The 25,189-nt window shown below is 29.4% G+C and carries 27 protein-coding genes; 21 read left to right on the top strand and 6 right to left on the bottom strand.

What is annotated here, in order from left to right; genetic code table 11:
• Positions 1 to 28: 28 nt before the first annotated feature.
• The 3 genes from CLJU_RS12715 (at position 29) to pfkA (ending at position 3,634) form a co-directional block, all read left to right on the top strand.
• A complete protein-coding gene (locus CLJU_RS12715; RefSeq protein ID WP_148222379.1) occupies positions 29 to 1,036 on the top strand; it encodes a zinc-dependent alcohol dehydrogenase in 1,008 nt (335 codons plus the stop codon).
• A gap of 165 nt (positions 1,037 to 1,201) precedes the next feature.
• Positions 1,202 to 2,575 (top strand): MFS transporter, encoded by a 1,374-nt coding sequence (locus tag CLJU_RS12710; RefSeq protein WP_013239228.1) that lies wholly within the window; start codon positions 1,202 to 1,204, stop codon positions 2,573 to 2,575.
• A gap of 108 nt (positions 2,576 to 2,683) precedes the next feature.
• On the top strand, positions 2,684 to 3,634 hold the full coding sequence (pfkA, locus tag CLJU_RS12705) for a 6-phosphofructokinase (RefSeq protein ID WP_013239227.1): 951 nt from the start codon (positions 2,684 to 2,686) through the stop codon (positions 3,632 to 3,634).
• A 160-nt stretch (positions 3,635 to 3,794) separates the two neighbouring features.
• On the opposite strand, the gene CLJU_RS12700 is transcribed toward pfkA, so the two are convergent.
• The 4 genes from CLJU_RS12700 to CLJU_RS12685 form a co-directional block, all read right to left on the bottom strand.
• A complete protein-coding gene (locus tag CLJU_RS12700) occupies positions 3,795 to 5,756 on the bottom strand; it encodes an FtsX-like permease family protein (RefSeq protein ID WP_013239226.1) in 1,962 nt (653 codons plus the stop codon).
• A complete protein-coding gene (locus tag CLJU_RS12695; RefSeq protein WP_013239225.1) occupies positions 5,743 to 6,510 on the bottom strand; it encodes an ABC transporter ATP-binding protein in 768 nt (255 codons plus the stop codon). Before CLJU_RS12695 ends, CLJU_RS12700 begins: the two co-directional genes overlap by 14 nt.
• A 173-nt stretch (positions 6,511 to 6,683) precedes the next feature.
• Positions 6,684 to 7,736, bottom strand: a complete 1,053-nt coding sequence (locus CLJU_RS12690; RefSeq protein ID WP_013239224.1) for a sensor histidine kinase — start codon at positions 7,734 to 7,736, stop codon at positions 6,684 to 6,686.
• A 52-nt stretch (positions 7,737 to 7,788) separates the two neighbouring features.
• Positions 7,789 to 8,478: a response regulator transcription factor gene (locus tag CLJU_RS12685; protein WP_013239223.1), complete on the bottom strand. Its 690-nt coding sequence runs from the start codon at positions 8,476 to 8,478 to the stop codon at positions 7,789 to 7,791.
• Between the two features lie 118 nt (positions 8,479 to 8,596).
• Between CLJU_RS12685 and CLJU_RS12680 the strand changes: the two genes are divergently transcribed.
• The 8 genes from CLJU_RS12680 to CLJU_RS12645 all read left to right on the top strand — a co-directional run bounded on the left by CLJU_RS12680 (position 8,597) and on the right by CLJU_RS12645 (position 16,069).
• Complete coding sequence (locus CLJU_RS12680) at positions 8,597 to 9,001, top strand: DUF5391 domain-containing protein (RefSeq protein ID WP_013239222.1); 405 nt, start codon at positions 8,597 to 8,599, stop codon at positions 8,999 to 9,001.
• 34 nt (positions 9,002 to 9,035) lie between these two features.
• A complete protein-coding gene (locus CLJU_RS12675; protein WP_013239221.1) occupies positions 9,036 to 9,572 on the top strand; it encodes a CDP-alcohol phosphatidyltransferase family protein in 537 nt (178 codons plus the stop codon).
• Positions 9,573 to 9,855: 283 nt separating this feature from the next.
• A complete protein-coding gene (locus CLJU_RS12670; RefSeq protein ID WP_013239220.1) occupies positions 9,856 to 10,539 on the top strand; it encodes a response regulator transcription factor in 684 nt (227 codons plus the stop codon).
• A gap of 335 nt (positions 10,540 to 10,874) precedes the next feature.
• A complete protein-coding gene (locus CLJU_RS12665) occupies positions 10,875 to 11,612 on the top strand; it encodes an ABC transporter ATP-binding protein (RefSeq protein ID WP_013239219.1) in 738 nt (245 codons plus the stop codon).
• A 15-nt stretch (positions 11,613 to 11,627) separates the two neighbouring features.
• Entirely contained in the window at positions 11,628 to 12,449 is an 822-nt protein-coding gene (locus tag CLJU_RS12660) for an ABC transporter permease (protein WP_023161913.1), read from the top strand.
• Positions 12,450 to 12,463: 14 nt separating this feature from the next.
• Positions 12,464 to 13,237 carry an ABC transporter permease gene (locus CLJU_RS12655; protein WP_013239217.1) on the top strand — a complete coding sequence of 258 codons (774 nt, stop codon included), beginning with the start codon at positions 12,464 to 12,466 and terminating at the stop codon, positions 13,235 to 13,237.
• A 3-nt stretch (positions 13,238 to 13,240) separates the two neighbouring features.
• A complete protein-coding gene (locus CLJU_RS12650; RefSeq protein WP_242825677.1) occupies positions 13,241 to 14,584 on the top strand; it encodes an erythromycin esterase family protein in 1,344 nt (447 codons plus the stop codon).
• A gap of 21 nt (positions 14,585 to 14,605) precedes the next feature.
• A complete protein-coding gene (locus CLJU_RS12645) occupies positions 14,606 to 16,069 on the top strand; it encodes a sensor histidine kinase (RefSeq protein WP_013239215.1) in 1,464 nt (487 codons plus the stop codon).
• A 221-nt stretch (positions 16,070 to 16,290) separates the two neighbouring features.
• Here CLJU_RS12645 and CLJU_RS12640 read toward each other — a convergent pair whose 3' ends face one another.
• Positions 16,291 to 17,205, bottom strand: coding sequence for a LysR family transcriptional regulator (locus CLJU_RS12640; protein WP_013239214.1), 915 nt, complete (start codon positions 17,203 to 17,205; stop codon positions 16,291 to 16,293).
• A 443-nt stretch (positions 17,206 to 17,648) separates the two neighbouring features.
• Positions 17,649 to 18,017, bottom strand: a complete 369-nt coding sequence (locus CLJU_RS12635; RefSeq protein WP_013239213.1) for a carboxymuconolactone decarboxylase family protein — start codon at positions 18,015 to 18,017, stop codon at positions 17,649 to 17,651.
• Positions 18,018 to 18,095: 78 nt separating this feature from the next.
• On the opposite strand from CLJU_RS12635, the gene CLJU_RS12630 reads away from it, so the two are divergent.
• The 10 genes from CLJU_RS12630 to CLJU_RS12595 all read left to right on the top strand — a co-directional run bounded on the left by CLJU_RS12630 (position 18,096) and on the right by CLJU_RS12595 (position 25,189).
• On the top strand, positions 18,096 to 18,470 hold the full coding sequence (locus CLJU_RS12630; protein ID WP_029170000.1) for a MerR family transcriptional regulator: 375 nt from the start codon (positions 18,096 to 18,098) through the stop codon (positions 18,468 to 18,470).
• Between the two features lie 176 nt (positions 18,471 to 18,646).
• Positions 18,647 to 19,024, top strand: coding sequence for a hypothetical protein (locus tag CLJU_RS12625; RefSeq protein ID WP_013239211.1), 378 nt, complete (start codon positions 18,647 to 18,649; stop codon positions 19,022 to 19,024).
• Positions 19,025 to 19,153: 129 nt separating this feature from the next.
• Entirely contained in the window at positions 19,154 to 19,795 is a 642-nt protein-coding gene (locus CLJU_RS12620) for a TetR/AcrR family transcriptional regulator (RefSeq protein ID WP_013239210.1), read from the top strand.
• Positions 19,796 to 19,797: 2 nt separating this feature from the next.
• Entirely contained in the window at positions 19,798 to 20,994 is a 1,197-nt protein-coding gene (locus tag CLJU_RS12615) for an alpha/beta hydrolase family protein (protein WP_013239209.1), read from the top strand.
• 102 nt (positions 20,995 to 21,096) lie between these two features.
• Positions 21,097 to 21,384 carry a putative quinol monooxygenase gene (locus CLJU_RS12610; RefSeq protein ID WP_013239208.1) on the top strand — a complete coding sequence of 96 codons (288 nt, stop codon included), beginning with the start codon at positions 21,097 to 21,099 and terminating at the stop codon, positions 21,382 to 21,384.
• Positions 21,385 to 21,593: 209 nt separating this feature from the next.
• Complete coding sequence (locus CLJU_RS12605; RefSeq protein WP_013239207.1) at positions 21,594 to 22,793, top strand: D-glucuronyl C5-epimerase family protein; 1,200 nt, start codon at positions 21,594 to 21,596, stop codon at positions 22,791 to 22,793.
• A 70-nt stretch (positions 22,794 to 22,863) separates the two neighbouring features.
• Positions 22,864 to 23,214, top strand: coding sequence for an SdpI family protein (locus CLJU_RS12600; protein WP_013239206.1), 351 nt, complete (start codon positions 22,864 to 22,866; stop codon positions 23,212 to 23,214).
• A 50-nt stretch (positions 23,215 to 23,264) separates the two neighbouring features.
• Positions 23,265 to 23,399, top strand: coding sequence for a hypothetical protein (locus CLJU_RS23165; RefSeq protein ID WP_087943156.1), 135 nt, complete (start codon positions 23,265 to 23,267; stop codon positions 23,397 to 23,399).
• A 219-nt stretch (positions 23,400 to 23,618) separates the two neighbouring features.
• The gene (locus tag CLJU_RS21655) at positions 23,619 to 23,762 is read left to right on the top strand and encodes a cyclic lactone autoinducer peptide (RefSeq protein ID WP_013239205.1); all 144 of its coding nucleotides are present in this window, start codon (positions 23,619 to 23,621) and stop codon (positions 23,760 to 23,762) included.
• Between the two features lie 107 nt (positions 23,763 to 23,869).
• Positions 23,870 to 25,189: a sensor histidine kinase gene (locus CLJU_RS12595; protein ID WP_041705125.1), complete on the top strand. Its 1,320-nt coding sequence runs from the start codon at positions 23,870 to 23,872 to the stop codon at positions 25,187 to 25,189.

Below are 25,189 nucleotides of genomic sequence, written 5' to 3'. Positions count from 1 at the left end.
GTAGAAGGGGTGAAGAAAATTGGAAAAAATGAAACAGGTATGGTTTACAGATAAAAATAAAGTAGAAGTTCGTAATGTAGAAATTCCAAAGGTAGCTGAGAATCAGGTAAAGGTAAAAATTGCATATGCTGCTCTTTGTGCAACAGACGTGCATATGGTAACCATGGGGGTATTAGGTGCAAAACCGCCAATGCGTCTTGGTCATGAAGCATCTGGTATCATTGAAGAGTTAGGCGAAGGAGCTGACAAGTTTGGATTTAAAATTGGTGATAAGGTTTCTCTTTTTCCAGTAACAAGTTGTGGAAAGTGTCCAGCCTGCAAAAAAGGACAGCCCCAATATTGTCATAATTCTCAAGACACAGGTGCTTTTGCAGAATACGTGGTGACTGATGTCAGTGCTGTTTTCAAGATTCCAGATGATGCTGATTTACAATGGTATAGTTTAGTAGAACCAGCAAATTGTACTGTCCGTGCTATGGATTTAGCGCAAATAAAGCATGGTGATACGGTTGCAATTTCAGGCGTAGGTGGTATTGGTTCTATTCTTTTAAATATGATTTTACTTGCAGGTGGTGCAAAGGTAACTGCTATTGATCCTGTAGAATCTAAACGTCAAATGGCACTTAACATGGGAGCACAGTATGTGATTGACCCATTCAATGAAAATATGGAAAAGCGTGCAATGGAAATTACAGATGGTAATGGCTTTGATTACGTATTTGAGGCATCAGGTTCTCCTAAAGCGGCAGAACCAGCACTAAAAATTATGGGCAAATGTGGTACAGTAGTTTACTTTGCAGTATTTCCCCCTAAATATGAAATGCCACTGAATCTCTATGAACTATATATGAAGGAAGGTAGGATTCAAACAGTATTTACTACAACTTCAATTATGCCTCGTACCATCAATCTTATCCCAAGATTACAGCTTGATAAGGTTATTGGCAAGGTAATGCCACTGAGTGATGCAGTGAAAGGGTTTGAACTGTTTAATAAATCAATTTATCCTAAAATTTTATTTGATTGCTCTAAATAATACAGGAATATGTGAAGAAAAGTATTTCAATAGAACATGGGTATGCGTTTGCAGCTACAATTGATAAAGGCATAGCAAATGATTTTGAGCTATGCCAGAACTAAAATAAAAGGGCAACAGTTATGGTCAAGCCTAAAGTTCTATAAAAAAGGAGGAATTTTCAAAATGTCTGTTACTGATAAGGTGAATTCCGAAAATATTAAGCTTTCTAAGTTCAAAAAAATAGGGTATGCTTCTGGTGACGTTGCAAATAATTTTAGTTGGTCATTGGTTTCTACCTATTTGATGTATTTTTGGACAGATGTTGCACTTATACCTGCTATACTTTGCGGTACTTTTATGCTGGTTTCTAAGTTATGCGATGCGGTGTTTGATCCTATTTTAGGTGCAATAGCTGATAGAACTAAATCAAAATGGGGCTGCTACAGACCATGGATTCTATTCGCATGTATTCCTATGTTGTTGTTAAATATTATGTGCTTTACCGTATTACCTTCGCAATCTGCATACACAAGAGCATTTTATTGTTTTGCGTGTTACTTAATGTTAGTACTTGTCTATTCATGTGTAAATGTTCCTTATTCTGCAATGCCAGCAACTTTAACCAGAGATGGAGATACACGATCTAGTCTTTCTAGTTATCGTATGACTGGTGCATTTATTGCAACATTGCTTCTCTCACAGCTTGTTCTACGTGTGGTTCAATGGGTTGGTGGAGGAAATGAAGGAAAAGGATTTTTTTGGGCGGCAGTCATTTTCTCATGTATAGCATTACCATTATATATCTTCTGTTTTAAAACAACTAAAGAGGTTGTAGAGGTAAAGGTAGAAAAGGTAAGTTGGAAAGATGTAATTAAGGTGTTAAAAGGCAATACCCCTGTAATGATTTTAGTGGTTTCATTTGTATGTTGGGGCTTTTATGAGGCAGCAGGTGGCGCGGTAAGAATGTACTATTTTAAATATTATGTAGGCAACGATAAATTATTTATGCTGAATTCTGGATTAATGTTCTTAGGACGTGTTATAGGAACATTTTCATTAGCATATCTAGTAGCTAAAGTAAATAATAAGAGAACACTTCCAATGATTGGGTTTACCTTTTCTGGTATTCTTATGATTATCATGAACTACTTACCAGTACACACTGCCGTGGGACTTAATCTATATCATGGGCTTACTTTTTTGACAGGTATTGGAGGAGGCCTTGGTATCGCTTCTCTATTTGGTATGGTACCAGATACAACAGAATATACCCAATATAAGTATCATCAACATGCAGCTGGTTTTTTATCTGCATACATTAATTTTGCATTTAAACTAGGTATGGCAATCTGTACAGCAGTTATTGGCTGGGTACTAGGAGCTTTAGGGTATGCAGCAAATCAGGTTCAGAGCATAAAGGTTATGACAGCGATAAATGTTAGCATGAATTTAGTTTGTGGCATTGCGTTACTAGGAGCAGGTATCATATTGTATTTCTATACTATAGATAAGAAAACACATATACACATGATTGAAGAGATAAACAAGGCACAATAAAAACTTACTTCAAAAGAAAGAGGCATAGTGTTTTTGAAACTGAAAAAATTTGTAGTAATATGCAGTATACACAAGGCTATTAAAAGTTATATTAAGCAGGTGAAATATATGAAAATAGGAATTTTAACAAGTGGAGGAGATGCTCCAGGAATGAATGCTGCTATTAGAGCAGTAGTAAAATCTGCAAATTATAATGGCATAGAAGTTTTGGGCATAAAGTATGGGTATAAGGGCTTGATAGAAGAAGATATAATAAAATTAAATAATTTAGATATAGATGGCATTGCAGAAAAAGGAGGAACTATACTGAAGACGGCTAGATGTCTAGAATTTATGGATGAGGGTGGAAGAAAAAAAGCTTTAGAAACATTAAAAAAATTTGAAATAGATAGTGTTGTTGTAGTTGGAGGAGATGGATCTTTTCAAGGGGCGAAAGAACTTAGCAAGCTAGGAATAAAGGTTATAGCATTACCAGGAACGATAGATAATGATTTGGCTTATACAGATTATTGCATAGGGTTTGATACAACTTTAAATACAGTTTTAGAATGTATAGGTAAAATAAGAGATACAGATTCTTCTCATGAAAAAACTACTATTGTAGAGGTAATGGGAAGGTATTGTGGTGATTTAGCTTTATATTCAGCTTTAGCTGGAGGAGGAGAAATAATATCTACTCCTGAAAGAAAATTGGATTTTAATACTATATGTAATAAATTGAGTAAAAACATAAGCAAAGGAAAAAATGATAACGTGATAATAATAACTGAAAGAATGTATGATATAGAAGAACTTCAAAAGTATATAGAAAAAAGACTAAAAATTAGTATAAGGAACACTGTTTTAGGATTTATACAAAGAGGAGGAAATCCATCTGCTTTTGATAGAGTATTAGCGAGTAAAATGGGGGTTAAAGCTGTAGAACTATTGATGAAAGGTTTTGCAGGAAGGGCTGTTGGAATTAAGGATAACAAAATAATAGATGTAGATTTCAGCAAGGTAAATAGCAAAAATACTGATAAACAAAAGGAATATGATTTATTAAAGTTGCTCCTATAGATTTCCATAATGAGTTTAGAAATAGCAGTTAAATATAAAGTATCACATAGAACTGATATGCATTTAAAAAAAAATTAGAGGCACATTGAGAAAGTACTGCCTCTAAATTCTTTAAGAAAGTAATCGCATTTTCTTACTTTTTTTAAACGTGGTAATGTAATTATTGCCATGTATTTATTTGTTTTACGTACATAGTCCTTGAAAAGCAAAAGTAAATTGTCTGAAGTAGAAAATAAATTCCTACTATGATCATTAAATAAAGGCTAAGGCTTGTTTGTAATATGTTGCTTAAAGCCTTTATTGCAAAACTAGTATGAATAAAGGATACTGCAAAAGGTAGAAAGAACATTATAAAGCATTGAGTACTTACTATTTTCTTTATTTCATCTACAGACATTCCCATTTTTTTAAGAGCTGTAAATTCATGCTTATCATTTTGAATTTCATTAAATAATTTAAAGTATATTATGCTGCAGGTTGCTATGAAGAACAATACTGAAATAAAGGTTCCTATAAAGAAAAATGTAGACATAACTTCCATCATTTTAGAAAAGCTTAATACTCTTTCAGAAAAACTACTTTTCATTTCCTTTGGAATTTCACTTTTTATATTTGATACTGAGTTTACTGCTTTAAATCCATTTATTATGGTATAACCATAATAAACTTGAAGAGTATCATCCTTAATATCAGCTTTAAGTTTATTAAAGTCATCATCGCTTACTACTGCAGTATTGGAGTTCTTGCTATCCTGATTAATTATTCCACCATTTATTTCATTTTTAAGCTTTAAGTTTATGGAAGTGTTTTCGGTATTTAATTTTAAATAACTTTTATCAGCAAATAATCCTGTATCTTTAGTTGCAATGACATTATGATAGTGAACAATTACTTCACCACTATTTAATTTAATAGTTGATTTCTTTTGCTCATTTGCTAAAGTGTTGTAATCAGTATTGGACATAATATAGAAATCTTTTTTATTGATCAGTTCTTCAAAATTTGAGTGCTTATTTGAAGATAAATCATTGTTAGTTGCTTTTATAAGTATAATTTTATTTTTATATTTTATTTCATTTCCATAGGATTTAAAAATTTTTTCTACTTCTTTAGGAGATATTACATTGTGTGTATTTAATCCATTTTCAATAAAACTTATATCCTGTGGGTAGTCTATTATAGTTTGTTTTTGTACAGTTTTTTGAAATGAGTATACACTTGCAGAAGCTGTCAAGGTTACAGCTGAAAGTATTGAAACAGCAAATAGTATTTTTGTATTGTCACTAAGTTTATATATTATTTGAGATAATGTTATCATATTGATGCCTTTATAAAAGATTTTATTATTATTTTTAAGTTTACTTGTAATATATATGCTGAATTGAGAGTATAACATATAGGTGCCAGTTACTACTACAATTAAAATAGGGAACATAGTGAGTACAATAGCCTGACCTGAAAAAACTGCTAAAATATATCCAAAGCCAATTAATATTATAGATAAAATTGCTTTTTTACTAGAAAATTTAGGTACTGGCTTTGCAACCCGTGAGCCTTTTAAAAGCTCTATTATGTTATTGCTTTTTATTTTATAGCTTGATCTAAAACAAGTTATTTGAAACAATATTAAAAAACATACTGAAGTTAATATTACTGCTTTAATTGATATTGTAAGAGGAATTTCAGCATTTAAAATCAAAATAGCTGAAATTGACATAAAAAATAATTTAGAAAAAAGAGTACCAAGTATAATTCCTGTACTTATAGAAAATAAAGAAACAATTAAGTTTTCAAACATAACATAATTTCTTACTTGGCTTCTTGTCAGTCCAAACATTGATAAAAGCCCAAATTCTTTTTCTCTTGATTTTAAAAAACTTGATATAGAATAGTTAGTAAATACAACTGTGAATATGAGTATTACAAACTCACAAAGATAAACTGTTTCTGTCATAATTGCGCCGGCTTGCCCCATGTTTTTTAAACTAGAAGCCTTAGGACTTAAAAGAAAATTTGCAAATATGAAAAATACCATAACTACAAAGGTATTACTTAAATAGTACATTATAAATTTATTTAAATTTCCCTTTATGTTTTTAACAGCGATATTATGCAATGTCATTATAGTGACCTCCTATTAAAGTAAGTGAATCCATGATTTCCTTGAAGAAAGCTTGGCGATTACCTCCTTTTACAATTTCTAAAAAGAATCTTCCATCCTTAATCATTATTATTCTTTTACAAAAGCTAGCTGCAAAAGGATCATGAGTAACCATCATTATAGTTGCTTTTCTTTCATTATTTAAGTTAGTCAAAGATTCCATAACATCCTGAGAAGCTTTAGAATCAAGATTTCCAGTGGGTTCATCTGCAAGTATTATAGATGGATTGTGAATTAGTGCTCTTGCACAAGCGGCCCTTTGCTGCTGGCCACCTGAAGTTTCATAAGGTCTTTTATCTAAAATCTTTTTTATATTTAAAAGTGAAGCAATATCATCTACTTTTTTTTCTATTTCATGAGTATTTGTTTTGTTGAGTACTAAAGGAAGTATTATATTTTCCTTTATTGATAGGGAATCTAGTAAATTAAAATCTTGAAATATAAATCCAAGTTCCTTTCTCCTAAATAGTGCAGCTTTCTTTTCATCAAGTTTTTCTGGATTAACTCCTTTTATGAAAAGCTCTCCTGAAGTTGGAGTATCTATTGTTGCAAGAATATTTAAAAGAGTGCTCTTTCCACTTCCAGAAGGGCCCATAACTCCAACAAATTCTCCTTCATCGATGCTAATATTAAATTTATCAAGGGCTTTTACTTGTAAGCTTCCTCTTTTATCACCATAAATTTTACTTATATTTTCAGCCTTTAATACTGACATGTTATCATTCCTTTCACTTGTTAGTTTCATGGCTGCTGTTCATAACATTTCCATTATTTTAAATGAGAAATGTTAGAACTCATGAACTTTATGTATATATTATAAAAAAATTAGAGAAATCAATGTATCGATTTCTCTTTCAAATACAATTTTAATCTTACAATATTGAAAGATTAAAATTTAAACAAGTTTTTACCCTTGAAAAATACAATAGAAAAGGTGGAACCTTTGCCTTCTTCTGATTCTACAAGAATTTCATGACCAAGTTTATCACATATTTTCTTTGCAAGATACATTCCCATACCTGTGGATTCATCACTCTTTCTTCCATTTTTACCTGTAAAGAAAGCATTAAATACTCTATTTAAATCTTCTTTTGGTATACCTATTCCTTCATCACTTATGGATAATATAATTTTTGAATTTTTAGCTTTGATTTTAAAGGTAATATACTTGTTGTCTTGAATTTTCAGCTTTGAATATTTTATAGCATTTACAACTATTTGATTTATTACAAAGTAAATCCATTTTTTATCTGTTTCTACTGTTATAGCTGCATCAGTTGTAACTTTAGGAAATACATGGCTCCTTATGAGAGGTTTTTTATTGTCATTTAAAACATTTCTAACAATGGATATAATATTTAAGCTCTCTACATTAAAATCCATATTAAATTCGTTAACTCTTGCATTACAGAGCATCATATCAAGGCCATGAGATAATTTTTCATTTTCTTCTAATATACTGTCAAATACAGCTCTATTATCTTCATTTATTTCATCTTGAAGTATGAGATTCATAACAGATACAGGAGTTTTCATTTGATGTACCCACTTATTTATAAAATTTATGTATTCTTTGTGTGTTTCTTCATATTTTATAGTTCTTTCACTGTAGATTTTATAAGTTTTAAGCAGGAGCTTTTTAAACATTTCCTGCTCATGAGTGCTGCAATTACCTATATTAAGTATGTTATCTAAATCTTCCTTTGCATTTAACATTACATTTAGCTGATTATAAAAATGTCTATTTTTTAAATAATCATATATTAAAAATAGTATAAAAAAGATTATTGAAATTAACCAGGCGTAAAGTATGTTATTATTCATAAGTTCAATTTTGTTTATGATTAAAGTAAGATACATTACAAGTATAACTGCAGCAGTAGCTAAAAAATAAATTACTGCAAAAGGTATCTTATCCTTAAGAAAATCTTTAAAATTCATTTATTTCACCTGCTTTAAATATCTCGTATACATTCCTGTACACTGATTCATTTTACCAATTTGGTACTATTTTATAACCTTGTCCACGTTTGGTTTCAATTACATTGGTAATTCCAATTTCCTCAAGTCTTTTCCTTACACGAGTCATGTTAACAGACAAGGTATTGTCATCAACAAAATCTACATCATTCCATAAGACTTCTAGTAGGCTTTCTCTGGAAACAATTTTATTTTCATTTTTAAGAAGGGAATATAGAAGTTGGAATTCCTTTTTACTAAGCTCTACTTTTTTACTTTTATATTCTACTACATTTTGATTTAAATACAAAAAAAGTCCATTTGATTCAAATATCTCACTGAGGCTGCTTTCTGAGTAACTTCCATAAACTCTTCTTATAACTCCTTTTATCTTTGCAATGAGTACATCATAGGAAAAAGGCTTGGTTATATAATCATCTCCTCCATTTTCAATGGCCATAACTTGATCCATATCAGAATTTCTAGCTGAAAGAAATATTATAGGAACATTTGATATCGTTCTTATATCTCTGCACCAGTAAAAGCCATCATATAAAGGCAAATTGACATCCATAAGAACAAGATGGGGGTTATTTTTAATAAATTCAGTTTTTATATCACAAAAATCATTTACACAGCAAGTCTGATATCCATACTTTTTAAGATGATTTCTTATAAGACTATTTAATTTTTTATCATCTTCAATTAACATTATATTGTACATTTAATACACCTCTTAAAAGTAATGTTGCTTATTTCCATTTTATCATAATATAATATAATTAATAATCCATTTTTAATTGGAATGAAATGGATGAAGATTAAGAAAGGATGTCTAAATAATGATAAGACAAAAAAATAAGTGTAAGGTTATTTTTATAACATTAGTCTCTGCAGTACTTTTTTGCTCACTAATAGTTATAAGTTCTCTTTCGCCGCTTGCTAATTCTGGACCTAGTGCAAATAAATTTAACTCTTTTGGCATGTGGTTATCTGTGGGTATTGTTTTATTATTGTATATATTACCTTTAATCATTTATATATTAGGAATAAGAGCAGTGAGATTTGTAATGGCATTTGTTCTTGCCATTGGAATATTATCAGATTTTTCGTTAATGACAGTTGTCTTTATGTCTAATTTATTTGCTAAAAATTCATTATATACACTAATGGGAGTTATTTGTATTGCATCGTTAATTGTAAATGTTATTTGGTTTTTGGAAGTATTTCGTTTATCACCAAAGTGATGTTAAGTATGATTATACAAGGAAGGATAATTTAATGATAATTAATCCAGCAGCAAATTGCATATCGCTTTTAAGAATATTTCTTGCAATTATGATGTTATTTGTAAAACCTTTAAGTGGACCATTTTTTATAATTTTTCTTGCTTGTCAAATTACTGATGTTCTTGATGGATATGTAGCAAGAAAAACCCATACTGTAAGCAAACTAGGTGATAACCTTGATTCTATTGGGGATTTTATAATGATATTGGTATTAATAATTGTACTGTATCCAGTTATTAAACTGACAATTAGAATTATCATCTGGGTTTTCGTTATAGCAATGATTAAAATAACATCAACAGCAGTAGTATTTATAAAGTATAGAACCTTTGAGATGCTTCATACTTATGGAAACAAATTTACAGGATTTATACTGTTTGCGTTTATAATATCACTTGCTTTTGTGCAATCAAATATGATTATGTATATAGTTTGTACTATTGCAAGCATTTCTGCTATTGAGGAATTATTGATTAATTTGTTTTCAAGTGAATTACAAATAAATAGAAAAAGTATATTTATCAAGTGATTCTTAGGTTCAGGTGGAGTTTGCTTTATAAGGATGACTTTCCTCCAGCTGAACCTTATTAACAGTATTCTTAGTGCCTTTAGCACTTAGAATACGTTATCCTTTAGGGGAATAACTTATCCAGGCGAGTAGCAGTGCTTATCCCCAACTTTGATAGAAAAGCAGATATCCCAAATCTTTGATTTGGTGATAGTCGCTTTCGCTGTGTGCGATGGGGTGTTAGCAATGGTAGCGATCGGACAAAATAAAGCAGATATAAGAATTATTATTGGAGTGATAAAAATTGAGAGAAAAAATATTAGTAGTAGATGATGAAGAGGATATAATATCTTTTTTAAGAGATTCATTGGAGGAAGATGATTATGAAGTTTTTACTGCCTCTAGTGGTGAAGAAGCTCTAGAAAAAATAAAGCTTTATCCAGATTTAATATTACTTGATATTATGATGCCAGGTAAAAATGGATATGAGGTATGTAATGATATAAGAGATATAGTAAGTTGTCCAATTATTTTTTTAACTGCTAAAGGAGAAGAAAGAGACATAGTTAAGGGGCTTGCTTCTGGTGGAGACGATTATATTCAAAAGCCATTTAGTTTAAGACAATTAAAAGCAAGAATACATGCTCATTTGAGAAGAGAAAAAAGAAACACAAATAATTCTGAAAAGGCTAATTTATACTTTAAAAATATAAGTATAAACTTAAGAAATAGAGAAGTTTACTGTAATGGCCAGTTAGTAATTTTAACTAAGAAGGAATTTGATATAATTGAATTTTTGTCGGTAAATTGTGGACAAGTTTTTTCAAAGGAACAGATATACGAGAAAGTATGGGGGTATGATGCTGAAGGAGATTCAGCATCGGTAGCAGAGCATGTTAAAAAGATAAGACATAAGATTCAAAACTTTGATCCTGAAGAAGAATATATTTCTACTGTCTGGGGAGTAGGGTATAAGTGGGAAAAGTAAGAGCATTAAAATTTTTATGGGCAAATATGACTAAGCCAAAAATCTGGTTTAGTCTATTTTTTATGCAATAAACAGAGTTCTTGGCATCAGATGGAGTTTTAACTCCACCTGATGCTTATTAACAGAATTCTTAGTGCTTCAGCACTTAGAAGGCGTTATCCTTTAGGAAAAATCGTTATCCAGGGACGTAATTGCTCTTTACTCCTACTTGAAGAAGTGGGAGTATTAGAGCAAGTAGTCATCGGATAAATATAAGAACTTTAAGAAAACTTTAAAAGTGCCTCTTATAATTACCTTGTGTTTAAAAAGTATTAGTAATTAGGAGGCATTAATTTATGTCAAGTGAAAAAATCGCAGTTAAAAATGTGAGCAAAAAAATAGGGAAAAAAACTATATTAGAAAACATTTCCTTCAACGTTCATGAAGGTGATATCTGTGGTTTTATTGGACCTAATGGTGCAGGAAAAACTACTATGATTAGAGTAATAACAAATCTGATTTCACCTACGGAAGGAGAAGTAACTATAGATGGAGCTAATGTAGTCAAAGAAAGAAAAACTGCATTATTAAAACTTGGAGCAATAGTTGAAGAGCCTATATTCTTTCCATATATGTCAGGAAGAAAAAATCTCCAGAACTTAGCTATGTTAAATCCAGGTATGTCAAAGTCTGAACAAAAAGAAAAAGTGGAGGAGGTTTTAAAGATAGTAGACCTTCAAGATAGAGGCTGCGATAAAGTTAAAACTTATTCATTAGGAATGAAGCAAAGACTTGGTATTGCACAAGCACTTTTAAACAATCCAGAAGTAATTATTTTAGATGAACCTGCAAATGGACTTGATCCAATGGGCATGAGAGATTTAAGAGAACTTATATTTAAACTCCAAAAAGAAAAGAAAATAACCTTCTTTATATCGAGCCATTTGCTAGATGAACTTCAACAGCTTTGCAATAGATTTGTAGTAATAAACAAAGGAAAACTTGTATGGCAGGGAAGTAAAGATGAACTAGAATCCATGGGCAAAAGCGGCAGATTAGAGGATGCCTTTATAAAATTAGTAAGTGGATGTTAGGAGGAAGATGTGATTATGAAACAATTATTTATTAGTGAATGGCAAAGATTGTGGAATAGGAAATCTACTTGGATTTCATTTATGCTAATACCACTAGTAATTATAGCTGCTATAAAACACTATATTAAAATAGATGCTTTAATTACTCTAAATAGCCCTAAATATGTTTCTTGCTTAAATTTTCCAAGCGTAATCTTAAGAAACGAAAGCATATTGTTTTTTGATGTTATAGTAATCCTTCTTATTATCATGGCTGTAACCAGTGAGTATAGAGAAGGGCAAATGAGAATGGTAATGCTAAGAAGTTTTTCTTTTAGTGAAATTTTCAAAGTAAAGTATCTAATTACGTTGAGTACAGTATTTTTACTTTTAATTACGAATTTTATTTTAAGCAGCTTTTTAGGATATTTAGCTTTACCAAAACAGGAAGTTAAGTTCCCTTATTATTCAAATAAATTTACAATAAATGAAAGTATGATCTACAATATAAAATATTATGTTATTTCCTTTTTAGTTTTAGCTGCTGTTATATCAGTTATTATGTGTATATCAATGATGTGTAAAACTACTATAGGCGCACTTTCAGCTAGTTTAGCATTTATACTTGTATCTATAATTTTACCAGAGATATTTTCTTTCCTTATGGATAATACTTCTCAAATATATAACATTTTGTACTTTTCTTTTATTACAAGAATTCAATATATAGGGATAGAAACACTTTTGGCACAAACGCCTCAGCAAGTGGGGATAATATTTACATCCATTGCTTTTCACATAATTGTCTTTTATTTAATTGCACATAGTTTATTTAGTGATCAAGATTGTTATTGTTAGGAGGTAACACGAATATGAAAAGATTAATAGCTTCAGAATTTCAAAGAATTTTTGAGAATAGAAGAAACCAATTACTATTAGCATTTTATTTAGGCATGATAATACTAATGTGTATATTTAGGTATATAAGTCCGCAGGGGTCCTATGACGGTGTAGATTATAATGTAGCTTTGAACAGACTTAATTTTTCACCTTTTGCATTTTATGAAATAAGAGTAGAACTAGTATATTTAATTTTGCCTATTTTATTTATATCTTCAATCAACTATGAGCAATCCATAGGTGCTTTTAGAATGTATGTAACAAGACCGTATAAAAAATATGAATTTATAGTAAGCAAATGGGCAGCCTTAGCTATAACTACCTTTATGCTAATGTTCATAGCGTTTATAATAAGTACAATTTTCGGATATATGTTTATGCCTAATGCATTAAGTGTAGGGTTTTATAAAATACAGCATAAATTTTCAATGTCTGGAGCACTTTTATACACGGCAAAATTTTTTATCATACAATTTATAATAGCTTTATGTGTCTTATCAATATCAAGCATTATTGGATTAGTAATAAGTAATTCTATAATTTCAATTTTAGCTGTTATAGCTGCACTTGTAGGTTTGAGCTTATATATAAAGCCCTTTGAGTTTTTAGATAAAACTACAAAATATGGTTTTCATGTTTTATCAGGTACAGCTCCTATGAGTTTTTACATTACTTTAATAATCACCTTGCTTGGGGGATTACTTGTAAGTATATTTTTATGGCAAAGGAAAGATTATCTTTATTAGGAGGTGGTTTTATTGAAAAAAATTATAATTATAGTGATTTCTGCGTTTATATTTATCCTAATAGGTATTGGATTCAATAACCAATATAGTAAATATAGATCAAATAAAGCTGTACAGGCTTTTAAAGATAAAGCGGTGAATTTAAAAACAGTAAAGTATAATAGTGGTTTTGAAGATTTAATGCCTTTAAAACCGATATTAAAGGATAAAAGAATTGTTGCTATGGGAGAAGCTACTCATGGAACTAAAGAATTTTTTCAGATGAAACATAGAATGTTTCAGTTCCTTGTGGAAGAAATGGGTTATAATGTTTTTGCTATGGAAGCTTCACAGCCTGACTGTATGGCAGTAAATGACTACATTTTAAATGGTAATGGCGACCCGAGTAAGCTTATAAAAAAATTAGGATTTTGGACCTGGGATACTAAGGAAGTTTTAGATATGGTAGAATGGATGAAGGAATACAATAAAACACATGAAAAGAAAATTAAGTTCTATGGTTTTGACATGCAGTCCAGCCATACAGCAGCTCAAAATGTTATAGATTATTTAAACAAAGTTGATCCATCCTATGAAGCAAGAGTACATGAAGTGCTTTCAAAGTTTAATGATAGAACATTAGATTATGGAGTAAAAAAGCAGCTCCCAATTGATGGCATTAAGGAGATAAAAAATATTTTTGAAAAAAACAAAGATGAATATATAAAAAAGTCTTCAAAAGAACAATACGAACTTTATATGCAAAATTTAAATGTCATATGTGAGTTTTATGATATGTTCGGCACAGGAGGCAGTGATTTTCAAAAAGAAACTAAAAGAGATAAATATATGGCGGAAAATGTAAAGTGGATTTTAGATCATGAAGGAGAAGACAGCAAGATAATGCTGTGGGCACATAATTTACATGTGTCAAAAGGAATAGACAAGTTTGGTGGCTCAAATTCAGATTATCCAGAAGGAAATGTAAAGAGAATGGGCTCAAATTTATATGATATGTATGGCAGTAAAATGTATGTTATTGGATTTGAGTTTAATAAAGGTGATTTAATAGCCAACTATACAAATAAGGAAAATGGACAAATAGTTAATGGAAAATGTACCTTAAAAGCAGCAAAAGAAAATTCAGCAGCATATATCTTTTCTAAGGTAAATCCTATTTTTTTCATTGATTTCAACACTTGTAAGAAAAATAAATATGCAAAAAACATTTTGTCAAAACCTCAATATTGTCATGATATAGGTGCCGTTTTTCCTGGAGAAAATAAAAGCTTTGAATCTGAAATTTTAGACCTTCGATATGATGGATTGATATTTGTAGATACTACAAGTAGTGCAGAGCCTAACTAATTATATAGGAGCAGATTACATATGGGGAAATTAAATATAATAAAAAATATAACTTTTAAGAGACAATTTATGCTTTCAATTATTTCAGTAATTATATTAAGCATTTTTTTTACCTTGGCAGGTTTGGTATTGCATATTCAGCTTATTAATAAAGGAGTAATATTAAGAGCAGGTTATTATAGTGATTTAGTACCTGGAATAAAACAATATATAAATAAGAATAAGGATAAAATATTAAATAAAGATTTTAAAAATAAACTTGAAAAAGTAATACCTACAGTTGGTATTGAATATGAGGTAGTAGATTCAGCTGGTAGACTTTCTTATGGTTATTTTAAAAAGCCTATTGCATCAGAAGTGCCTATAAGCAAAGATCAAACAACTAAAATTAATGGACGGATAAATCCAGAAATTATAATGTCTATCCCTATTATAGATAACAAAGACTTAAAAGGAATGGTTATATTAAAATATTATATAAGATGTAGTGCTAAAAATCCTAACTTTAACTTTATTGCTAGGTATTCAGATACTTTTGTAATACTTTCCCCATTTGTGTATATCATATTATTTAGCATATTTTTTGGCCGTAGATTTAACAAGAAATTAAATGTACCTTTAAAACAGTTAATGGAGGCTGCAGAAAGAATAAGAGTTAGGGACTTGGAGTTTAAGATAAGTTATGAAAATGACAATGAACTTGGGAAACTCTGCAAGTCATTTGAGGATATGAGAGTAGATTTAAAGAAATCATTAGAAAACCAGTGGAAAATGGAAGAAGAGAGAAGAGAAATAGTAAGTGATGTTGCACATGATTTAAAAACCCCCATTACAATTATAAAAGGGCATGTAGAAGGACTTTTAGAAAGTAACAAATTGGATAAGGACAAGCTATATAGGTACTTAAATTTAATAAACAGAAATATAGATAGAATGTCCAATCAAGTTCAAAGAATAAATTTACTAACTAAGATTGAAAGTGAAACTTTTAAACTAAGTGATAGTGAATGTGATTTAGTAGCTTATATAAATGAAAAAAGTATGGATTACGATGTACTAGCACAGGGCAAAAAAGTAAAATTTGTATGTAATATTCAAGATTTGAGAAGTTCTAATGATCTAATAAAAATAGATACTTATGTATTATCAGAAATACTTGATAACTTAGTTTCCAATAGTTTAAGGTTTACTAAAGAAGATGGAAGAATAACTTTAAATTTAAAGTTAAATTCAAATAAAGTTATTTTTTCTGTTTACGATACTGGATGTGGATTTTCAAGAAAAGATTTAGAAAATGTATTTAAAAAGTTTTATGAAGGGGATGAATCCAGGTCAAAGGAAAAAGGACATTCAGGTTTAGGACTTTATATTGTCAAAACTTTGGTAGATAAATTAGGTGGTACTGTTAAAGTTAAAAATAATGATGAAGGTGGAGCTGAAGTCAAAGTTTATATACCTATAAAAAATCCGAATAAAAGCGCATAATAAAAGAATTATTTATCTAGCAGTGATTTAACTTTCACATCATGGACTTAATATTAAATTATCTAATACATACTGGAAGGAAAGTGAGAGAACTGGTAGAACTATAAATAGAATTTTAAGTACAGTCTATAACTTCTACAAATATTGTGGAATGGTGCAAGAAATTAATAATCCAAACATTCATATGAATTCAAAAGAAATAATAAAGTTTTACCAAGCTCTTACATCGAAAAAAAAGAGATAACCGAATTTATGAATGCATCAACACTTCTAGATAAATATCGATTTTTTTTTCGTATTAAAACCAGTTCTCTACTAGAAAGCTCATCTGCTAATTTATAGAAACAAATATCTTCATTAAAATTCATATATTTTACTAAAGAATCTCGTATGAATGCAATTCCCATACCTTTTCGGGCAATATGATAAGACGTCATTAATTGATCTAAATATATTACTGCTTTTGGTGTAAATCCAGCTTTTCGACACATTTTCATACTGCGTGTATACATATCATTACCTTTTCTCAGCATCACAAAGGGCTGATTTGCAAATTTACTTAACTGTACAGGTGGAAAATCAGACGACAGATGTCTCTTCTCAACTATATTCTGAAAGGATAAGCGATAAGCGCTTAGTTCATCGTTGATTCTATAATTTTTTGGTACAGCTAAAATAATATTTTCTTTGGCAATTACGCGATTTTCGAAGAGTTTTGTATCTAGGTGAAAACATTCTATTGCTAAATCAATTGTTTCTTTCATCAATTCTTCATGCATATCAGACGATTTGACCTCAAATAAATCCACATTTATACCAGGATGCTGTTTTTTAAACTCAACTATTATGTCAGGAAGTACACAGGAACAGAAAAAATTTGTACCACCAATGGAAATTTTTCCTACTTTTAAATTTGTTATATCTTGGAAGTACTGCTCAAGATTATTTTGAATAGCTTTCACTTGAAGGATAGCATGTATATACATTTCCCCTGGCTCAGTTAAATGAATTGGTGTCATACTTCTATCAAACAAAGATACACCTAGCTCTACTTCTATTTTTTTGATATATGCACTTAATGCTGGTTGGCTGATATAAAGATTTTTTGCAGCTTTTGAAAAGCTACCTTTAATCAAAATATTATCAATGATTTAATATATGGTATTAAAAATGGCATTAAAGAGTATAATTTAGACCATATAAAATCTGTTATTTCAGACTTTAAGTCACAAAATATTGATACTATAATTTTAGGTTGTACTGAATTACCAGTAGCATTCCAAATGTTGAATATAGAAGGTAATTATATTGATCCTACGAAAATAATTGCGCAAAGTGCAATTAGGTTTGTTGGGAAAGAAATCATTAATTTTAAAATTGATAATGTAAGCTATTAGTGCAGACCATATAATAAAGTTGTTAACGTATTATACACATAAAATAGTATAAAAAGAAACCTGCTAATATAATTATGGTTATTGCTGAAATAGGTAGTTATTTTTATCATGATAAGAGAAACTAATTTAGAAATTAATGAGAGCTTAAAATCCTTATTTGTAAGGACTTAAGCTCTTATTTATTAGTTATTTAAGAAAATATCTTTTGCAACTGAAACGGCATTTAGGACTCTTGGAAAACCAACATAAGGGATGCACTGTAGAAAAACTTCTATAATTTCTTTTTTTGTTATTCCAACATTTAAGGCACCATTAATATGAACTTTTAGTTGTTTGTCACATCCACCTAATGTAGTTAGTGCAGATAAGGTAACAAGTTCTCTCTGTTTTAAGTCAAATGTTGGTCTGGTATAAATATCTCCAAAAGCAAATTCAATAATGTATTTTCCTAAGTCTGGAGCAATATCTTTAAGAGATTCTACTACTTCTGTTCCCCCTGTTCCATCAACTTCCTTAAGCTTATTTACTCCTTTTTCATATCTATTTTCCATAATTGAAATACCTCCTAATTTCATGATAGTATTATCATATATGATGGAGTTAACTCCATGTCAATAGGGGGAATCAAATTGAATTATTATATTGGAGAGTTTTCTAAAAAGATTGGTTTAAGTATTGACACATTGAGGTATTACGAGAAACTTGGTTTAATTTATCCTGAGAGAAACAAGATTAACAGAAGAATATATAGTGAAAAAGATGTAGAGTGGTTAAAGTTCATAATTCGTCTAAAAGAGACAAATATGCCAATTAAAGATATACAATATTATTCTAAATTGAGATATGAAGGAGACAAAACACTGGAAGAGCGATTAAAATTATTAGAAGAGCAAATGGACAGGTTAACTTTTGAAAGAAGTAAAATAGAAGATAATATACTGCATCTTGAGAAAAAAATCAATACATATAAGAAAATGATAGCTAAAACCAGGGTTCTAAAGTAGCAGATATTGTACGGTCCCATTATTAACACTTATACCTTCCGTTTAAAGCAGATGAAAAGAAATTATTATGTAAATAAGATATATAGAATTTCTCAAAGGCATTGTTCTTCAAGGTTAGAAAATAATATGTTATAATATACAATATATAATAAAAATTCCATTAAGGAGGTATAAAGATGAGTTTATCTGTAAATAGTATTTCTGGTGGTAATTCTTATGCTTATCCTGCAGTAACAGATAGTAAAGAGAGCAGCAATGATACAAAGAAATCAAAAAAAAGTAAACAAGTTATATCAGAAAAAGTAGGAAAATATTATTGTACATATGTAGTAGATGAAAGTAATAATAAGCATTTAATAAGTAAAATTCCTATTGATAAAATGGAAAAGCAAAAATTGTCGAAAAATTTAACAGGGGATGATGCAACACAATATTGCTTATCCGCTCTATCAGGTAAAATTCATATGTCTATCGACCATAAGGTAAAAAAACAAGGTGCTAATGAAACAGACTTATTACAATTAATGAATGTTTTAAAGGGAGGCACATTTTAAATTAAAGTTATATTTAACTGCTCTATATTTAACGTAGGGTAGTTAAATATAACTTTTTTGTTGAATGACATCATTCATTATGGTATTATATATTTAATGAATGATGTCATTCAACATGAGGAGGAAAAAATGAGCAGAACAGCTAAAGAACCAGAACAGAGGAAAAAAGATATATTAAAAGCAGCACAAAGGCTGTTTAGAGAAAAAGGCTATGAAAAGACAGTCATAAGTGACATTGTAAAATTAGCAGGTATAGCTCAAGGTACATTTTATATTTACTATAAATCCAAAGAGGATGTTTTTCTTGCAGTACTTGAAAATTTATCAGAAGAAAGAGTTGGAAAAATTATTGATATTCAAAAACGAGAAGATCTAAATGCAATTCAAAAGTTCAATTTAATTGCAAAAATTGAATTTGACTTAAAAAGAAGACAAGATGATTTGTTTTTAGAGCTTCATACTGAAAAAAATGCTGGGGTTCACCAAAAATTTATTATAAATTCTATAAATAAACTAATACCTGTTTATGCTTCAATTATAGAACAGGGAGTAATTGAGGGAGCATTTAATACTAAGTATCCAAAAGAAGCTGCAGAGTATATGTTGGTAGCTACTGGATTTATGTTTGATCCTGGAATTTTCCATACAAATCTTGAAGATTTAAAAATAAAGGCTAAAGCTGCTGAAGATATAGCTGAAAGAATACTAGGAGTACATAAAGGAATTTTAAATATACCCAATATTGACCAATTAGTGAAGGGAGAAAATTAATTATGAAGGTAATTTTTAAAGATGAGCAATTTTCATTTCAGGTACTGAGGCTTCTTGGAGGAGCTGCTTCTGGGGCTTCTGATATAGGAGAAGTAATTTCAACTGCAAACAAGATAGTAGAAGGAGATTTTGAAAGCTGGTGCAGGGAATGGACTAAACTTGCAAAGAGAATTCATGAATTTGCAGACAAATGCTATTTGGAAGGCCATTTAGTTAGTGCAAAGCAGGCATATCTGAGAGCTTCTAACTATTATAGGACAGCTGAATTTTATTTGCATGAGAATCCAAATGATCCAAGAATAAATGAACTTTATGATGCAGGTATTAAATGTTTTTCACAGGTTATGAAATTAAACAAACCTGTTATAGAAGCTGTTAAAATACCATACGAAAATACAACATTGCCAGGACATTTTTATCATGAAGGAGATGAAAAAAGACCTGTTTTAGTTCTTGTAAATGGATTTGATGGAACTAAAGAAGAATTCTATGGGATAGCAATGTCAGCCTTAGCGCGGGGGATGAACTTTTTTACTTTTGAAGGTCCTGGACAGGGAGAAGCTGTGAGAAAGCAGCATTTATTCTTTAGATATGATTATGAAAAAGTTGTAACACCTGTAATAGATTATCTAATTTCAAGAAAAGAGATAGATTCAAATCGTATTGTGCTTATGGGAGAAAGTTTTGGAGGATATCTTGCTCCAAGAGCGGCAGTATATGAAAAACGTATAGCAGCCTGCATTGCTAATGGAGGGGTATATGATTTCATGGGGTTCAGGAGACCTTCTAATTTTTCAAGGGAAGGTTTTTTCGAATATGTGCGTAATAATCCAGAAGAAGTTAATAACAGTATGTATGAAGAGATGAAAAAAAGTTCAGCGATTAAGTGGTCAATTTCAAATGCAATGTATGTATTTGATGCAAAGACGCCTGCTGAGTGCTTCCTAAAAACAGAAAATTATTACCTTAAAGGAACAGCAGAAAAAATTGAGTGCCCTACACTTGTTATTGATACTGAAAATGAAGGATACTTTAAAGGACAAGCAAAACTTCTCTATGATAACCTCAAGTGTAAAAAGGATTTTATGCTTTTTACTAAAGAAGAAGGTGCTGAAGAACACTGCCAGGTTGGAGCTAAGTTAATTGCAGGTGAACGTATTTTTAACTGGATTGAGACAATAATTAATAAAAAACATTAGAATATGGAGTATATATTTTAAGAAAAGAGTGTACCATGAATGTTCTTATTTTGACATTTATATGATATAATGTTCATAATTTAAGGAAGGGTGTGACATAATATGCTTAAAGTTGTAGCAAAAGCTTGTGTTAAAGTAGGTGAAACAGAAAAATTTAAGAAACTTTCTTCTGAACTGATTAGAGAAAGTCTAAAAGAAGAAGCTAACATATCTTATAATTTGTATGAAGATATTAGTAATAAACAAATTTTAACTTTTATAGAAGAATGGAAAGATAAAGAGGGATTGACTAAGCACATGAAGTCACCACATTTTGTAAGAATAATGTCAGAACTTGCAAAAATTCAAGAAAAGGATATGGATATAAACGTATATACTAATTGTTTCTAATCCAAATTATTTATTGACACAAAGTATAGGATTACAACATAGAAGTTATTAGAATGGAATTTCTATATAAAAACCTCACTTTTATAAATTCTTAATTATATGAATTTATACGAAGTGAGGCTTTTATCATGTGTAAATTTTTAATAAAAACTACACATTTGAAAAATAATACTAATAGTTAGAATTTTGATTGAAAAAGGAGAAAACTGATGAAATTTGTAAAAGAAATATTGCTAATTTTTAGTATTATAATTATTTCTAGCAGCAATATAGGGTATGCTTCAGTACGTTTGAATAATAAAAATAGAAAAGTTACGTTTAATGAAACACTTTCTACAAGTAAGAAATATCAAGCTTTGGGAAAATTTCAATCTGCCATTAAAGGATATAATTCAATACTAAAGAGTGAGGCACCAAGGCATATTAAAAATGAAGTACTTGTCTATAAGAAACTAGCTGAGGTAAAAAAACCAATTTCCACAAAATATAGATATTGTCCAAATTTTATTCAACTAGTGTCTAAATCAAAAGAGGAGTATAAGTTAAAGGGATATTCAGTTGAATTAAGTCATTATTATAGTCCTTATAAGTGCTATTTTGATTGTGAAAAGAATAATGATGAAAACTGTGCTGATTTTAAGTTTGATTCAAATAATATACCTATGCGTAAATATAGTGGTAAGTTTTATTATAATCCTGTATCAGTAGAATTATATGCATTGTCTATGTATGGCAAATATATAAATGGAAATGATACAAAAAAGAGTTTTTTAAACTGTGCTGATTTTTTAGTTAATTACATGGATAAAAAAGGTGCTCTAAAATATAATTTTGCATACAATCATTATGAGGACTTGAAACCGGGATGGACATCGAGTATGGCACAAGGTCAGGCTTTAAGTGTATTTGAAAGGGCGTTTAAAATAACAGGAGATAAAAAATATATAGAAGCTGGAAATAAGGCTTTAAAGTATCTCATTACACCTGTTTCAGAAGGAGGTGTAATGGATACACTGGAGGCATTGGACCCGAATTTAGGAAACAAGGTATTTTTTCAGGAATATGTAAATACTACTAGTTCCTATACATTAAATGGATATATTTTCACTTTAATGGGATTATATGATTGGTGGCACGTTAAAGAAACTCAAAACAAGTACTATTCTAATATTGCTTATGAGTATTTCAATAAGGGGATTGACAGCCTTAAATGTATTTTGCCTTACTACGATATTGGAGGTTTTACGAGTTATGATTTGTACTATATAACAAACAATTCCAAACCCAATAGTGCAGGATACTATCATTCTGTACATGTAAAGCAGCTTGACACAATATATTATATTACCAAAGACAAGTATTTTAAGGATATGAGAGATTTATGGAATAGTTATGTTACACTGATATAAAAAATAAACTTTATTTTTTTATATTTGATGGTATAATTTCTTATATTAATGTGGATAGGGGGAGTTTATTATGTCAATTCAAAATTATTTAGTAGGAATGATTGTACTTATTATAGGAATTATATTTAAATTGTGGCCTCCGGAACATATAAATGGGATCATGGGATACAGAACACCTTTTTCTATGAAAAATAATGATACCTGGGATGAAGGAAATAGATTTTCAAGTATTATAATGATATATGCTGGTGTTGCATCTTTAGTAATAGGGGTAATATGTAGTTTTGTTTATAAAAATAATATTTATATTGCTTCAGCAGTTTCATCTAAGATATCTGTAATTTTACTTTTAGCTTCGATTCCTCTTACAGAAATTCATTTAAGAAAATTATTTGATAAAAATGGAATAAAGAGGACATAAACAGAATATAATGGCTTATTATTATAGATAATAAGCTAGAGGTGATATTAATGGTTAATAAGCGTAAAGTTAAAGATAAGCAATATGAAAAGATGGGAATAAGAAAAAATTCACAAGGAGACTTTGAATATATAAATCCTGAAGATAAAACTAAATCCAAATATAATTCTGTTAAAAAGGGTTAAATTATAGAATAGGGGCTTGCTGTACTAATAAGCTTTATCATATCAAAAAAATGGAGCTATAGTCTAATATAGCTCCATTTTTTTATGAATCTTATGCACCAAATATTTACAAAAGGAAAATTAATTTTCTTATTTTTATTTTTTTTTGTAATATATAGCAGGAAAATCTAAATTATTGTAGAACTTATAAATTAAAACATTATAGGAGGTATATGAAAAATGAAAAATTTAAAAGAGAGTGTTTTAGAGAAAAGTATGAAAGTGGTAGGCAAATTGTCTTTGGGTTTAGCTGAAATAGTTATAACTCCAGCATCATCAGGTTGTGCTTATCAACCAAAATGTCCTGATGAACTTTTGAAGTAATGTACTAACTTATGATTTTTTATAAATGTTGTGATTAAAAATTTTATAAAAATATTAGTTTGCAACATTTATAAAAAATTAAATTAAAAAACAAAGGGGGATAGTACATGATTATTGTAAGAGAAATAGTATTAGATATTATAGAGGCTTCACTTATTCTGGGAATTTTTGAAGCGCTATATGATAAGAAAAAATTTGTAATTCAAAATAAAGTTAGGTCAGGATTATTTTGCATATTGTTTATTCTTGGAACTTATTGGATTACATTTCATATCTCCTTGACTTATCATTCACTTATTCTTGTAATGTTTGATATCTTATTACTTGTTTGGATTACAAAAATAAGAATTTTTGATTCTGCAGTTATAATTTCTTTATTTTTTACAATAATTTTTAGTACAGAATTTTTTATTGAAATTATTGAAATGTTTGCATATAATATAGATTTAAATCAAGTCATCTTGGAGTCTAAATATGTTGAAATCATGGCAATAGTTTCTAAGATATTACAAGTTTTTATTGTAGCTATGATTTTTAAATTTAATTCTTATTTTGTTAAACTTAAAATATTTGAAAAAGAAGGGGCCGTTTTTTCTAACTTAATAATTGAGTCAGGAGTAGTTACTCTCTTTGCATTTTGTATTAATTTTAGCATTCTTAATATAAAAAATATACAAATCTATAATATCTTAATTTTTACCGTATATTTTGTATTTTTAATTTTTAAGTTCAAAAACTTAAAAGAAAAACAGACACTTGTAAATATAAATGCCAAGTATAAAGTTAAAGAAAGCCAAATTAAAAACATGGAGGAAATAATTGGCATAATAAGGCAGGAAAAACATGATTTTGGAAATCATATTAATGTTATACAGGGATTATGTTTGTTAAACAAGCCTAATACTGTTGAAAGAATAAATGACTATGTGTTGAAAATTTCAGATACTGTAAAATCAACTTTTAAATACTTGAATACGGGAAATGATTACATAGACGGATTATTATCCATCAAAAATAGCTATGCTGTGAAAAATAATATACACTTTGAAGTAATGATTGATGAACCCTTTGACTTGATAAAAATTAGACAGGATGAATTGATAAGTATAATAAGCAACCTGGTAGATAATGCTTTTGAAGCATTTCAATCTAAGACATATACAGATTATAAGGAGATAGCCGTCAGTACTTTTACAGAACATGAAGACTTTTGTATTGAAGTAGCTGATAATGGGGATGTCATTCCAGAGAACATGAGAAAAAAGATTTTTGATAGAGGATTTTCCACAAAAACCAATAAGAAAAGTGATCACGGCTTTGGATTGTATATTATTAAGCAATTAGTTGAAGAAAATAATGGAAGAATATATGTGGAAAGTAGTCCTGAAATCACTAAGTTTTTAGTGAAGTTTAAGATAGGAGGATAA

The sequence above is a fragment of the Clostridium ljungdahlii DSM 13528 genome (genome assembly GCF_000143685.1).
Taxonomy (GTDB): domain Bacteria; phylum Bacillota; class Clostridia; order Clostridiales; family Clostridiaceae; genus Clostridium_B; species Clostridium_B ljungdahlii.
Note: the sequence above shows the minus strand (reverse complement) of the source record. Positions and strands in the feature narration are given on the sequence as shown.